11 protein-coding genes are annotated in these 13,326 nt (G+C 64.7%); 6 read left to right on the forward strand and 5 right to left on the reverse strand.

Annotation, left to right across the window (positions count from 1 at the left end):
• Position 1: 1 nt before the first annotated feature.
• Positions 2-1,441, reverse strand: coding sequence for an aldehyde dehydrogenase family protein (locus LB558_RS14335; protein ID WP_224698142.1), 1,440 nt, complete (start codon positions 1,439-1,441; stop codon positions 2-4).
• Positions 1,442-1,711: 270 nt separating this feature from the next.
• Between LB558_RS14335 and LB558_RS14340 the strand changes: the two genes are divergently transcribed.
• The 6 genes from LB558_RS14340 (at position 1,712) to LB558_RS14365 (ending at position 9,975) form a co-directional block, all read left to right on the forward strand.
• Positions 1,712-2,371 (forward strand): TetR/AcrR family transcriptional regulator, encoded by a 660-nt coding sequence (locus LB558_RS14340; protein ID WP_224698143.1) that lies wholly within the window; start codon positions 1,712-1,714, stop codon positions 2,369-2,371.
• A gap of 175 nt (positions 2,372-2,546) precedes the next feature.
• Positions 2,547-4,958 (forward strand): GcvT family protein, encoded by a 2,412-nt coding sequence (locus LB558_RS14345; RefSeq protein WP_224698144.1) that lies wholly within the window; start codon positions 2,547-2,549, stop codon positions 4,956-4,958.
• Between the two features lie 82 nt (positions 4,959-5,040).
• A complete protein-coding gene (locus LB558_RS14350; protein ID WP_224698145.1) occupies positions 5,041-6,294 on the forward strand; it encodes a sarcosine oxidase subunit beta in 1,254 nt (417 codons plus the stop codon).
• 9 nt (positions 6,295-6,303) lie between these two features.
• The gene (locus LB558_RS14355) at positions 6,304-6,570 is read left to right on the forward strand and encodes a sarcosine oxidase subunit delta (protein ID WP_224698146.1); all 267 of its coding nucleotides are present in this window, start codon (positions 6,304-6,306) and stop codon (positions 6,568-6,570) included.
• Positions 6,567-9,443 carry a sarcosine oxidase subunit alpha family protein gene (locus LB558_RS14360; protein WP_224698147.1) on the forward strand — a complete coding sequence of 959 codons (2,877 nt, stop codon included), beginning with the start codon at positions 6,567-6,569 and terminating at the stop codon, positions 9,441-9,443. Before LB558_RS14355 ends, LB558_RS14360 begins: the two co-directional genes overlap by 4 nt.
• A complete protein-coding gene (locus LB558_RS14365) occupies positions 9,436-9,975 on the forward strand; it encodes a hypothetical protein (RefSeq protein WP_224698148.1) in 540 nt (179 codons plus the stop codon). The genes LB558_RS14360 and LB558_RS14365 overlap by 8 nt, the downstream gene beginning before the upstream one ends.
• Before the next feature lie 11 nt (positions 9,976-9,986).
• On the opposite strand, the gene LB558_RS14370 is transcribed toward LB558_RS14365, so the two are convergent.
• The 4 genes from LB558_RS14370 to LB558_RS14385 all read right to left on the reverse strand — a co-directional run bounded on the left by LB558_RS14370 (position 9,987) and on the right by LB558_RS14385 (position 13,294).
• Positions 9,987-10,472 carry a hypothetical protein gene (locus tag LB558_RS14370; RefSeq protein WP_224698149.1) on the reverse strand — a complete coding sequence of 162 codons (486 nt, stop codon included), beginning with the start codon at positions 10,470-10,472 and terminating at the stop codon, positions 9,987-9,989.
• 120 nt (positions 10,473-10,592) lie between these two features.
• Positions 10,593-11,153 (reverse strand): FMN reductase, encoded by a 561-nt coding sequence (msuE, locus tag LB558_RS14375; protein WP_224698150.1) that lies wholly within the window; start codon positions 11,151-11,153, stop codon positions 10,593-10,595.
• A 63-nt stretch (positions 11,154-11,216) separates the two neighbouring features.
• The gene (locus LB558_RS14380) at positions 11,217-12,464 is read right to left on the reverse strand and encodes an SfnB family sulfur acquisition oxidoreductase (protein ID WP_224698151.1); all 1,248 of its coding nucleotides are present in this window, start codon (positions 12,462-12,464) and stop codon (positions 11,217-11,219) included.
• Between the two features lie 23 nt (positions 12,465-12,487).
• The gene (locus LB558_RS14385) at positions 12,488-13,294 is read right to left on the reverse strand and encodes an ABC transporter ATP-binding protein (RefSeq protein ID WP_224698152.1); all 807 of its coding nucleotides are present in this window, start codon (positions 13,292-13,294) and stop codon (positions 12,488-12,490) included.
• Positions 13,295-13,326: the final 32 nt, after the last annotated feature.

Raw genomic sequence — 13,326 nt, forward strand, 5'->3', positions numbered from 1 at the left:
ATCAGCCGGCGAATGTATAGGCCGTCTTCACCGTGGTGTAGAACTCCGCCGCATAGTGGCCCTGCTCGCGCGGCCCATAGCTCGAACCCTTGCGGCCGCCGAAGGGAACATGGAAATCGACGCCCGCCGTCGGCAGGTTGACCATCACCATGCCGGCCTCCGAATTGCGCTTGAAGTGCGTGGCATGCTTGAGGCTCGAGGTGCAAATGCCGGAGGTCAAGCCGAAGGGCGTGTCGTTGGCGACGGAAAGCGCCTCGTCATAGTCCTTGACGCGAATGACGCTGGCGACAGGTCCGAAAATCTCCTCGCGTGAACTGCGCATGGCGTTGGTAGCCTCGGTCAGCAGTGCCGGCTGCAGGTAGAAGCCCGGCGTCTTGCGGTCGAGCCGCTCGCCGCCGAAGGCAAGCGTGGCACCTTCCCTGACGCCGATGGCGATATAATCCTCGTCCTGCTTCAGCTGCGTCGCGTCGACGACAGGACCGATCTGGGTCTGCGCGTCCAGCGCATCGCCGATCACAAGCTTGCTCATGCGGTCCTTGAGGGCGTCGACGAAACGGTCATGAATGCCGTCAGCCACAATCAGCCTGGACGAGGCGGTGCAACGCTGGCCGGTCGAGAAGAAGGCACCGTTGAGCGCGCAATCGACGGCGATCGCGAGGTCGGCATCGTCGAGCACGACCAGCGGGTTCTTGCCGCCCATTTCAAGCTGGAACTTGCGCATGTGTTCGATGCTTGCCGCGGCGACGCGCTTGCCGGTGCCGACCGAGCCGGTGAAGCTGATGGCATTGACATCGGGACTGTCGAGCATCGCCTGACCGACGACCGAGCCCTTGCCCATGACGAGATTGAGCACGCCCTTCGGCAGGCCGGCGCGATGCAGGATGTCGACGATGGTCCAAGCGCTCTCGGGAACCAGCTCAGCCGGCTTGAAGACGACGGTGTTGCCGTGTGTCAGCGCCGGAGCGATCTTCCAGGCCGGAATGGCGATCGGAAAATTCCACGGCGTGATGATGCCGACGACGCCGACCGCCTCGCGCGTCATCTCGACGCCGACGCCCGGCCGCACGCTCGGCACGACCTCTCCGGTCAAACGCAACGTTTCGCCGGCAAAGAAGTCGAATATCTGGGCGGCGCGAATGGTCTCGCCGATGCCTTCCGCCAGCGTCTTGCCTTCCTCACGCGCCAGGTTGCGGCCGATCTCGTCCTTGCGCGCCAGAATCTCGTCGGAGGCCTTTTTCAACACCGCGTGACGCGCCAGCGGACCGGAGCGGGACCAAGCCGGGAACGCCGCCTTGGCCGCGGCGATCGCCTGCCCCGCCTGCTCGGCTCCCGCGGATGCATAGTCGCCGACGACGTCGCCGGTATCCGAGGGGTTGATGTTGCGCGAACCGGCGTCGCCGACCCATTCGCCATCGATGAGGTTTTGTCGAAACAGCGTCATATCGTGTGTTCCTGCTTGTTGGCCGCGCGGGCATCTGTCTGAACTGGTATTTGCCAGACAATTGCCTCGCGGGAAAGCAAACAGTGAACCAGCAGCCGCGACAAAAATTCCCCCGCTTGCGCCGCGCGGATGGCGACTGAGGACAATGCCTCATCGAGCCTCGATGCGGCCAACATCCAAGATGCATCGTTCGGCTTGGGTCGATTTAACGCTGTACACTTCTGTCTATAGCCTTGATTTGCCTGAGGCAGCATGTCATGCGTCGTGTCGATGGCAGCTCTCGAAACGACGATCCAGCGCGCCGGCGCCACCGGCAACATCAAGGCCACTCGCGAAGACTGGCTGAAGCTTGCGCTTGAAACGTTGATCTCTGACGGCGTCGAACGCGTCCGCGTGCTGACGCTGGGCCAGAAGCTCGATGTGTCGCGCTCCAGCTTCTACTGGTATTTCAAGAGCCGGCAGGACCTGCTCGACCAGTTGCTCGACTACTGGCGGCAGACCAACACCAAATTCATCGTCGAACGCGCCAGGCGGCCTTCCGCGACCGTCATCCGCGGGGTGATGAGCATTTTCGAATGCTGGGTGGACGAAAGGCTGTTCGATCCGCAGCTGGATTTCGCGATCAGGGCCTGGGCCCGCCGCTCGCCCGCCATCCGGCGCGCGCTCGACGAGGCCGACGAGGAGCGCGTCAACGCCATTCGCGACATGTTCATGCACCATGGCTATGACGAGGTGGATGCGTTCGTGCGGGCCCGTGTTCTCTATTTCATGCAGATCGGCTATTACTCGCTCGAACTCAACGAGCCGATGAGCAGCCGCATTACATACGTCGCGTCCTATCTGCGCAGCTTCACCGGCCAGGAGCCTTCGGCCGAGGATATCGAGGACTTCTCGCGCTATGTCGAGAAGACGCTCGCCGGCAACCGGTAGGCACAGCCAGCGCCCATAAATCGCCACGGCTCCCAAACAACCAGCACGCTTGTTTCGCTGACAGGCGAAGGGGGCTTCCTCTCGCTCTGGCGATTGGGTTAGGGCTCGCAACTACTAGACACATATGTACAATACCGATAGGGTACGCCACACTGACTGAGTGGAGTGCGACAGGATGAAACCCCAATATAGGGCGATCGTCATCGGCGGCGGCGTGGTTGGAGCCTCGGTGCTCTATCACCTGGCGAAGTTCGGCTGGAGCGACGTCGCGCTGATCGAACGCGAGGTACTGACAGCGGGATCGAGCTGGCATGCGGCCGGCGGCTTCCATGCACTCAACGCCGATCCCAACATCGCCGCCTTGCAGGCCTACACGATCGACCTGCTCTCCGAAGTCGAGAAGGAATCGGGCCAGAGCATCGGCATGCATATGACCGGCGGCATCTCGGTCGCCTCGGCGCCGGAGCGCTGGGAATGGTTGAAGGCCTCCTACCGTATCTTCCAGACCATGGGCATCGACGATGTCCACCTGGTCGGTGTCGATGAGATCAAGCAGCGCTGCCCGATCCTCAACACCGACGGCATGCTTGGTGGGCTTTATGCCGCGCGCGAAGGCCATATCGACCCCTCGGGCGTGGTGCACGCCTATGCCAAGGCAGCCAGGCTGCGTGGCGCCGACATCATCGAGCACAACCGGGTGCTGGCACTGAACCGCCGCGCGGACGGCTCCTGGGACGTGGTCACCGAGAAGGGCACGGTGATTGCCGAGCACGTCGTCAATGCCGGCGGGCTGTGGGCCAAGCAGGTCGGGCGGATGGCCGGTATCGACCTGCCGGTGTCGCCGATGGAGCACCATTATCTCGTCACCGAGGCGCTGCCCGAAATCCAGGCGCTTGACAAGGAATTGCCGCTGATCGTCGATCTCGAAGGCTTCACCTACATGCGCCAGGAGCAGAAGGGCCTGCTGCTCGGCATCTACGAGATCAACCACAAGCACTGGAACATGGACGGCGCGCCGTGGGACTACGGCATCGAGCTGATCCAGGAAGACACAGACCGCATCGCCGACGAGCTGGCGCTCGGCTTCAGCCGCTACCCCTGCCTGGAGAATGCCGGCATCAAGCGTTGGGTGAACGGCGCCTTCACCTTCTCGCCGGACGGCAATCCGCTGGTTGGCCCGGTGCGCGGCGTGCCCAATTACTGGGTGGCGTGCGGCGTCATGGCCGGCTTCCTGCAAGGCGGCGGCGTCGGCAAGTCGCTAGCCGAATGGATGATCCATGGCGAGCCGGAAGCCGACGTCTACGGTATGGACATCGCCCGCTATGGCGACTTCGCCTCCAACCGCGAATACATCAGGCAGACCACCGGGCAATTCTATTCGCGCCGTTTCGTCATGAGCTATCCCAACGAGCAGCTGCCGGCGGGACGGCCCTTGAAGACGGCCGGCGCGCATGACGCCATGGACGCCGCCGGCGCGCGCTGGGGCAGTTCCTGGGGCATGGAAGTGCCGCTCTATTTCGCGCCGCAAGACTTCGTCGAAACCCCGACGCTGAAGCGCTCCAACGCCTTCGACATCGTCGCGCAGGAATGCCGCAAGGTGCGCGAAGGTGTCGGCCTGCTCGATATATCAGCCTTCTCGCGCTACGAGATCACCGGGCCGCGGGCGGAAGCTTGGCTCGACCGGCTTCTGGCCTGTGCGCTGCCCAAGCCGGGTCGCGCAAAACTCGCGCCGATGCTGGGCGAAAACGGCAAGCTCAAGGGCGACCTCACTGTCTTCAACTGGGGCGATGGCTCCTGGTGGATCATGGGGTCCTACTACCTGCGCCAGTGGCACATGCGCTGGTTCGAACAGCATCTTAGCGACGGCGTCACCGTCCGCGACATTTCGGACGCGGTCGTCGGTTTCTCGCTCGCCGGTCCCAATGCGCGAATGCTGCTGGAGCGCCTCACACATCAGGACGTTTCGCACGAGGCCTTCGGCTTTCTTGCCTGCAAGACATTGGATGTCGGACTGGTGCGGGCCAAGGTGGGGCGGCTCTCGGTCATCGGCGAACTCGGCTACGAGATCCACTGCCAGGCCAATGAGCACGCCGGCCTGCGCCGCGCGCTGCTGACGGCAGGCAGCGACCTCGGCGTGACCGAATATGGCTTCGGCGCGGTCAATTCGCTGCGACTCGAAAAGAGTTTTGGCATCTGGTCGCGCGAGTTCACGCAGGACTACACACCGGCCGAGACCGGCATGGACCGCTGGGTCGCCTTCGACAAGGGCGATTTCATCGGGCGTGAGGCGGCCCTGCAAGAGCAGAAGGCCGGCGCCAGGCGCACGCTGGTGACGCTCGAAATCGAGGCAGCGGACGCCGATGCCAGCGGCTATGAGCCGATCTGGAACAAGGGTAGGCTTGCCGGCTTCGTCACCTCCGGCGGCTATGGCCACACGGTCGGTAGGAGCCTCGCCATGGCGCTGGTCGAGCGCGAAGCGGCCGATATCGATACGCAGTTGACAACCCACGTCGTCGGCGTCGAAAGAGAGGCGCGCGTCATCGCTTCCTCGCCATACGATCCACTGGGCAAGGCGATGCGGGCATGACCGATCGAACCGGCGCCATCCCTGCAAAAGACCATGCGATGATCCACGCTCCTTTCCGAAAATCAGGCCTGTCCGGCACGCCATGACCCGACGCTATTCCGCTCTGTCGCTGTTCAAGGAGGGTCTGGCCGGCCAGACCGGCTGGCAGCCGGCCTGGCGCTCGCCCGAGCCGAAACCGTCTTACGACGCCATCGTCATCGGCGGCGGCGGCCATGGGCTGGCGACAGCCTATTACCTGGCAAAGAACCATGGGATCGCCCGAGTTGCCGTGCTGGAGAAAGGCTGGATCGGCGGCGGCAACACGGGCCGCAACACCACCGTGGTGCGCTCCAACTACTATTATCCGGAAAGCGTCGAGCTCTACGGGCTGGCGCACCGGCTCTACGAGGGATTGTCGAAAGACCTCAACTACAACATCATGCTGTCGCAGCGCGGCATGGTCAATCTCTGCCACTCGACCGCCGAGATGGAGATCGGCGCGCGCACCGTCAACGCCATGCAGATCAACGGCATCGATGCCGAGCTGTTTTCCCCCGAGGACGTGCGCCGCGTGGCGCCGATCTATAATTTCTCGGCCAATGCGCGCTTCCCGGTGTTCGGCGGCATCTGGCAAGGCCGGGCCGGCACGGCGCGCCATGACGCCGTCGCCTGGGGTTACGCGCGGGCGGCGAGCCGGCTCGGCGTCGACATTATCCAGAACTGCGAGATCACTGATTTCATCATCGAGGGGGGCCGCTGCCGCGGCGTCCAGACTTCGCGTGGCGCGATCCGTGCCGAGCGCATCGGCATGGCGGTAGCCGGGCATTCTTCGGTGCTGGCGGCCAAGGCCGGGTTCCGGCTGCCGATCAATTCCTACGCGCTGCAGGCCTGCGTTTCCGAGCCGGTCAAGCCGATCCTCGACACGGTGGTGTTGTCGCCCGGCTGCGGCGTCTATGTCAGTCAGTCGGACAAGGGCGAGATCGTCATCGGCGGCGGGCTCGACCGCATCCCCTCCTATGCGCAACGTGGCAATCTGCCGACGCTGGAGGCGGTGATTGCCGGCCTTTTGGAAATGTTCCCGATCTTCGGCCAGCTCAAGCTGATGCGGCAATGGGCCGGCATCGTCGACGTCGTGCCGGACTCCTCGCCGATCATCGGCGAATCGCCCCTACCGGGACTGTTCCTCAATTGCGGCTGGGGCACGGGCGGCTTTAAGGCCATTCCAGCCGGCGGCACGCTGCTGGCGCACTTGCTGGCGACAGGCAAGCACCACGACATCAGCCGCCCCTTCGACCTCGATCGCTTCGCCAGCGGGCGGCTGATCGACGAAGCGGCCGGCTCCGGCATCGCGCATTAGAGGTTTGCCATGCAGCTCTTTCCTTGCCCATTCTGCGGCCCGCGTGACGAGACCGAATTCCACTATGGCGGCGATGCCGGAAACATCAGGCCGGATGGCGCCGAGATGCCGATCGATCGCTGGGCCGGTTACCTCTATCTGCGCACCAACCCGAAAGGCACGGCGCGCGAGATCTGGGTCCACATGACTTGCGGCGAGTTCTTCGTCATGGAGCGCGACACCGTCACCCACAATGTGCTGTCCTCGGCCGCTCTCGGCGGGGAGCACGCGGCGTGACCGCCTCGCGTCTTGCCATCGGCGGCAGCGCCATCGACCGCTCGCGCCCCATCCGTTTCAGCTTCGACGGCGCCACCGTGCACGGCTTTGCCGGTGACACCATCGCCTCGGCGCTGCTGGCCGGCGATGTCGCGGTCGTCGGCCGCAGCTTCAAGTATCACCGGCCGCGCGGCATATGGGGCGCCGGCGTCGAGGAGCCGAACGCGCTGATCGATCTCGGCGGCCCGCGGGTGACGCCCAACACCCGCGCCACGACCGAGCCGGCGCGCGACGGGCTGGTGGCAAAAAGCGTCAACGCCACGCCCAGCGCGCTGGCCGACCGCAACGCCTTCCTCGACCGTTTTGCGCGCTTCATTCCGGCGGCGTTCTACTACAAGACCTTCATGTGGCCGGACTGGCACAGGTTCGAGCTGCGCATCCGCGCCATGGCGGGGCTGGGCAAGGTCGATGCGGACTGGACCTCGCCGGGCACAGCAGACCAGATCAACCATCATTGCGACCTTCTGGTGGTGGGCGCGGGACCGGCAGGGCTGGCGGCGGCAAGGCTGGCGTCTGGTGCTGGCCTGACCGTCACACTGGTCGACGACCAGCAGAGCCCCGGCGGATCGCTCGGCCATCGTGCCGGTGAGATCGATGGCAAGCCGGCGACCGCCTGGATCGCGGAGACGGTTGCAGCACTTGCCTCGGCCGGTCAGCTGATCCTGCCTTCGACAACCGCCTTCGGTATCTACGATCACAATCTGGTCGGGCTGAACCAGCGTCATTTCGAGGGCCCGCCGGATACGCTGTGGCGCGTCAGGCCGCGCCAGATCGTACTGGCGACCGGCGCCATCGAGCGGCCGCTGCCTTTTGCCAACAATGACCTGCCGGGCATCATGTCGGCGGATGCGGCGCTCGTCTATCTCAGGCGCCACGCGGTGCTGGTCGGCCGCCGCATCGTCGTCGCCACCAATAATGACAGCGCCTATGAGGTGGCCGTGGCGCTCGCCGAGGCCGGGGCCGAAGTCACGCTTGTCGACATCAGGCGCGACGGCACGCCCGCCACGCCCGCCAATGTCCGGCTGGCCACAGGACGTGCCCTCGCCTCTGCCAGCGGCAGACTGCGCGTCGACGGCGTGACGCTCGACGACGACACGAGATTGGATGCCGATTGCGTGCTGGTCTCCGGCGGCTGGACGCCGACCATTCATCTTTTCGGCCAAGCCAAGGGCAAGCTCGCCTGGAGCGATGCGCGCGCGGCCTTCCTGCCGGGCGATCCGGTCGACGGTATCGCCGTGGCGGGTGCAGCAGCCGGCGCGGTTTCCTTGTCGGAGGTGTTTGCCGGCGCGGGAAAGGCATTCACCGGCAAAGATAACGCGGCAACACCACGCAGTACCGGGCCGGAGGCGACGGACGGCATAGTAGCAGCATGGCCAATGCCGGGCTCGAAAGGACGCATCTGGATCGACTACCAGAACGACGTGACGGTGAAGGACGTCGAACTGGCGGCGCGCGAAAACTTCGTCTCGGTCGAACATCTGAAGCGCTACACCACGCTCGGCATGGCGACCGATCAGGGCAAGACCTCCAACCTGCCCGGCCTGGCGCTGATGGCCGGGATTACCGGCCGCACGGTGCCGGAGGTTGGCACCACCACCTATCGGCCGCCGTTCACGCCAGTGCCGTTGGCAAGCTTTGCCGGCGCGCGCGTCGGCGAATTGATGGCGCCAGTGCGCCGGCTGCCGCTGGAGACTGTCCACCGCGCCAATGGCGCTGTCTTCCAGGAATATGGCGGCTGGCTGCGCCCGGCCCACTATGGCGGCGGCGCTGACGCGGAACGCTCAACCCAGGAAGAGGCGCTGCGCGCCCGTCAGTCGGTCGCGCTGTTCGATGGTTCGACGCTCGGCAAGATCGAGGTGATCGGGCCGCAGGCGGCCGCGTTCGTCGACTTCCTCTACTACAACACCATGTCGACGCTGAAACCGGGCCGCTGCCGCTACGGCTTCATGCTGTCGGAGAATGGCGTGGTCTTCGATGACGGCGTTCTGGTGCGACTGGACGAGCATCGTTTTGTCGTGTCGTGCTCGTCCTCGCATGTCACTGCCGTCCACGCACGACTGGAGGAATGGCGCCAGGACCGTTTTGGGCGCGACGCCGTCTACATCCACAATGCCACATCAGACATGGCGACGCTGACCGTTTCGGGGCCGAACGCCCGAAAACTGCTCGAAACGCTGGATCTCGGACTTTCGCTCGACGACGCCGACCTGCCGCATATGGCGGTCGGTCATGGCACCTATGCCGGCGACGAGATCCGCATCGCCCGCGTCAGCTTTACCGGCGACAGGAGCTACGAAATCTCCATCCGGGCGGATCACGCCGAGCCGCTATGGGCGCAACTGCGCCAGGCCGGACAGGCCTTCGACGCCGTTGTCATCGGTCTCGAGGCGCTCATGATCCTGCGCGCCGAGAAAGGCTTCATCGTCATCGGCAAGGACACTGACGGCACCACGCTGCCGCACGATCTCGGCGTCGACGGGCCGCGCGCCAAGCGCCAGAGCGAGTTCGTCGGCCGCCGCTCGCTGTTCACCGAAGAGGCCTCGCGTGACAACCGCATGCAACTTGTCGGCCTTACGGTGCCGCAAGGCGAAGCGCCGCTGCCAACCGGCGCGCATGGCATCAAACGGATCGACGGCAGATTGCGCAGCCAGGGCTTTGTCACCTCGAGCTACCAGAGCCCGACGCTTGGCCGCCCGGTTGCGCTTGGCCTGATCGAGCGCGGTGCGGCCCGCCACGGCGAGGCGATCGACATCCAGAATCTCGGCAAGATCAGCAAGGCGACGATTACAGCCCCTTGCGCCTTCGACCCGGCAGGAGACCGGCTGCATGCGTGATCTCGCAGAAAAATGGTCTGTTGGACCTAACTGGCAATCGGCGGTGATCACGGCGCCCGGCCTCGCGGTACGAGCAGTCCTCGACCTCAACCAGTTGATGGTCAGCGGCGATCTCGACGCGTGGGCACGGGCTTCCGGCGTCGACGGACCTGGCGTGCGTGCTTTTGGTGCGGCGCAGGGCGACCGCTATGCGGCGCGGCTGGCACGCGACCGGCTGCTTGTCGTGTCGAACAGCCCGCTAGCCATCGCGACGGGCTGGCACGCAGACGGGTTCGCAGTGACGGCGATCAGCGCCGGGTTGCAAATATTTGAGGCCGAGGGCACGGCGCTCGACGGTTTCATCGCGCGCGGGACAACGCTCGATCCCGGCCAAGCGAGTGCCAGTGCAGCACTTTCCTTCGCCGGCATCAGCGCCATCGTCTATCGCCATGAAGACAAATTGCGCATCCATGTCGACCGTGGTCTTGCGGCCTATCTCTGGACATGGATGGAAACGGCGGCCGGCAACATCGCCACCGGATCAGCCGCCTAGCCGGCGACACGTCAAAGCGTGAACGACCAGAACAGGCAGGCCAGCGTCGCAGCGGCAAACACCACGAAGAACAGGCTGCGCAGCAGCACGTTGCGGCGCAGCTCGTTCATGACGAAGTGACAACCGACGGTCGCCGCCGCAAACAGGAACCGCCAGTTCAGCAGCGCCCACACGGCGCTGCCCTGGCCGAACGCCCATCTGGCGACCAGACAGCCGACGATGGTCGCAAACAGCGCGATCACGGTCCAGAAGAGGGCATCGGCGGCGTGGGTCAGGACAATGCCGGCCGCCCTGATCGGCAGGATCATCATCAGCATCGCGCTGAAGAAATAAACAGCGGCAATCGGGATGAACACGCCGGCATCGGCAATGCCGTCAAGGCGCCTGACGCCGATCGCGCCATAGGGATAACCGTGCCTGGCCACAGCCAGGCTCAATGCCATGAGCAAGGCGGTCAGCACGGCAACGAGTGCGAAGGATGTAAGGGCTTTGCTCATGACGTTCCTGTACCAGACGAATCAGACAGGAACGTTTTTAGCGGGCGGTCGTAAACTGCGCGTAAGCGAAGGGCGCTGCCCTCGCTTATTTCGATCGCGGCGCAATCTGGCGACGGCGATTTATTCGGCGGCGATCCTGCCGGCCAAGCGGTTGGCCAGCACGAAGCCGACCTCGTCAACCGCCTGCGCCGCACGCTTCAGGATCGCCTCGGAGCGCAGCACGCCGTCGGTGAAATCCTTGTCGGTGGCGTAGACGGCGGTTGGCAGGGCGAAGGCCTCGAAGAAGCCGAACAGCGGCCGCAGCTGATGTTCGACGATCAGGGCATGGCGCTCGCCACCGCCAGTCGCCGTCAACACGATGGGCTTTCCTCGCAATGCTGCCGGATCGATCAGGTCGAAGAAATGCTTGAACAGCCCGGTATAGCTGCCCTTGTAGGTCGGTGAGCCCACGACGAGCACGTCGGTGGCGAGGATTTGTTCCAGGATCGCGCGTGCCTGGCCGTCGAGATCGCGGGCCCATTTCGCCGTTCCCAGCGATGGACCGAGATCTTCGATATCATAGGTGCTCGCCGACAGGCCGTGGCTGGCGGCGATGTCCCTGGTGACCAGATCGACGAAGGCGCGCGTCTTTGACGGCCTGGTGATGTTGCCGGAAAAGCCGACGACTGTTGGATTTGACATGGCAGTGGCCTCTTGGATGGTCGAAGGTTTGACGTGGCGGGCCGCCCGCCCGCCGGTGGGAAATCAGCTCCAGGCGTGCAGCGGCGGATTTTCGCCGTTGAGGAAATATTTGCCGAGGATGGAATATTTCCAGCGCACCGGATCGTGCAGCGTGTGCGTGCGCGCATTGCGCCAATGCCGGTCGAGATTGTGTTCGGCCAGCGTCGAGCGGGTACCCGCAAGTTCGAACAGCTTGTTGGTGGCGGCAATGGCGATCTCGGTGGACAGTATCTTCGCCTCGGCGGTGACGATCTGCGCATGCGCCACAGTCTCGGCGGTCGGGTCGATCACTGCCCGGTCGATCGCATGACCGGCTTTTTCGAGCAGCGCCTGCGCCGCGTGCAGGCGCAGCGTCAGGTCGCCGATGGCCTGGATGGTGTAGGGATCGTCCCAGGCGTTGTCGACGCCGCTGTCGATCCAGGCGCGGCTCTTCGTCCTGACGAAGTGCACCGTCTCGTCGATCGCCGCCTGGGCGATGCCGGTGTCGACCGCCACCTGGATGATCTGGAAGATGGCGCCGTCGGCGGTCGGTCTGTCGTAGCCCTTGTAGCCGGGCACCAGAAAAGTCTTCGGCACCTTGACGTTGTCGATGATGACGGTGCCGGACAATGTGGTGCGCTGGCCGAAGCTCGACCAGTCGTCGATGACCGTCAGGCCGGGCGCGCCGCGGTCGGCGATGGCGTACCAGGCGCGGCCCTCGTCATCGAGCGCCACGATCGGCACCAGATGGGCCAGCAGCGCGCCGGACGAATAGAATTTCCGGCCGTTGACGACGACATGATCGCCGGCATCGGTGAAGCGGGTCTCGAAATCAGCAGCGCGCTTGGAGCCGAACTCAGAAAAGGCGTTGCCGAACCGGGTGCCCTTCAACGCTTCGGCGAACAGCAGCTTCTGCTGGTCCGGATCGGACACGGTGCGGACGGCGGCGACGACGCCGAGATGGTTCTGCGCAACCTGGCCGATCGAGGAATCGGCGGCCGAGATGATCTCGATCACCTTTGCCAGCGTCGCATAGGACACCTCCGGCCCGCCGAATGCCTTGGGCACATTGATCGACCACAGGCCGCTTTGCGAGAACGCATCGAGTTCGGCGACCGGCCAGATCCGCTCACGGTCGCGCCGGGAGGAGTCCTTGACGAATTCGGCGGCGAGCGCATGGGCAACCGCAATCGCCTCGGCGTCGTCCTTGATGATGTGCGCAGGCACGGTTGGCCGCGCGACTGGCGGCACGGCGGCGGAAGCGTGGTCGGTCTTGACGATCGAAACGGTCATTTCACTGCTCCTTCGGATTCGGTTCATGCAACGGCATGGAGATGGGCGGGCTTGGTGGCGGGTGACGCCTGCTGCCCGGTGGTCGATTGACCGAGATAGAAGGCCCTGATGTCCTCGCGCTGGCGCAGCTCGGCAGCGGTGCCAGAGAGAGCGGAGACGCCGTTTTCGAGGACGGTGGCATGGTCGGCATATCGCAGCGCGACCGCCGAATTCTGCTCGGCGACCAGGATCGACAGGCCGGTCTCGCGGTTGAGTTTTCTCAGGCTCTGGAAGATGTCCTGGACGATGAGCGGGGCGAGCCCCATCGACGGTTCGTCGAGGACCAGCAGACGCGGCCGCGACATCAGCGCCCGGCCGATCGCGGTCATCTGCTGTTCGCCGCCCGAAGTCAGGCCGGACAATGTCCGGCGCTTTTCCCGAAGCCTCGGGAAATAGCCATAGATCCGCTCGAGGTCTTGATTGATCTCGGCGCGGCTGCCGCTGCGGCCGATGCCGCCGGCAACCAGATTTTCCTCGACAGTGAGGCTCTTGAAACAGTGGCGGCCTTCCAGCACCTGGACCAGCCCGGCGCGCACCAGATCGCCCGGCTTGCGGCGCGAGACATCGGAGCCTTCATAGCGGATGGTGCCGGCATTGACCTGGCCGCGTTCGGCGGGCAGCAGGTTGGAGACGGCCTTCAGCGTCGTGGTCTTGCCGGCGCCGTTGGCTCCGAGCAGGGCCAGGATCTGGCCGCGCCTGAGTTCGAAGCTGACGCCATGCAGCGCCGTGATGGCGTGGTTGTAGGTGGCATGGACCGCGTCCACGGCAAGAATGACATCATCGTCCGGCATAGGGCTCTCATTGCGTGGTTCGATGAACAGCC

Source organism: Mesorhizobium sp. CO1-1-8 (assembly GCF_020164875.1).
Taxonomy (GTDB): Bacteria; Pseudomonadota; Alphaproteobacteria; order Rhizobiales; family Rhizobiaceae; genus Mesorhizobium.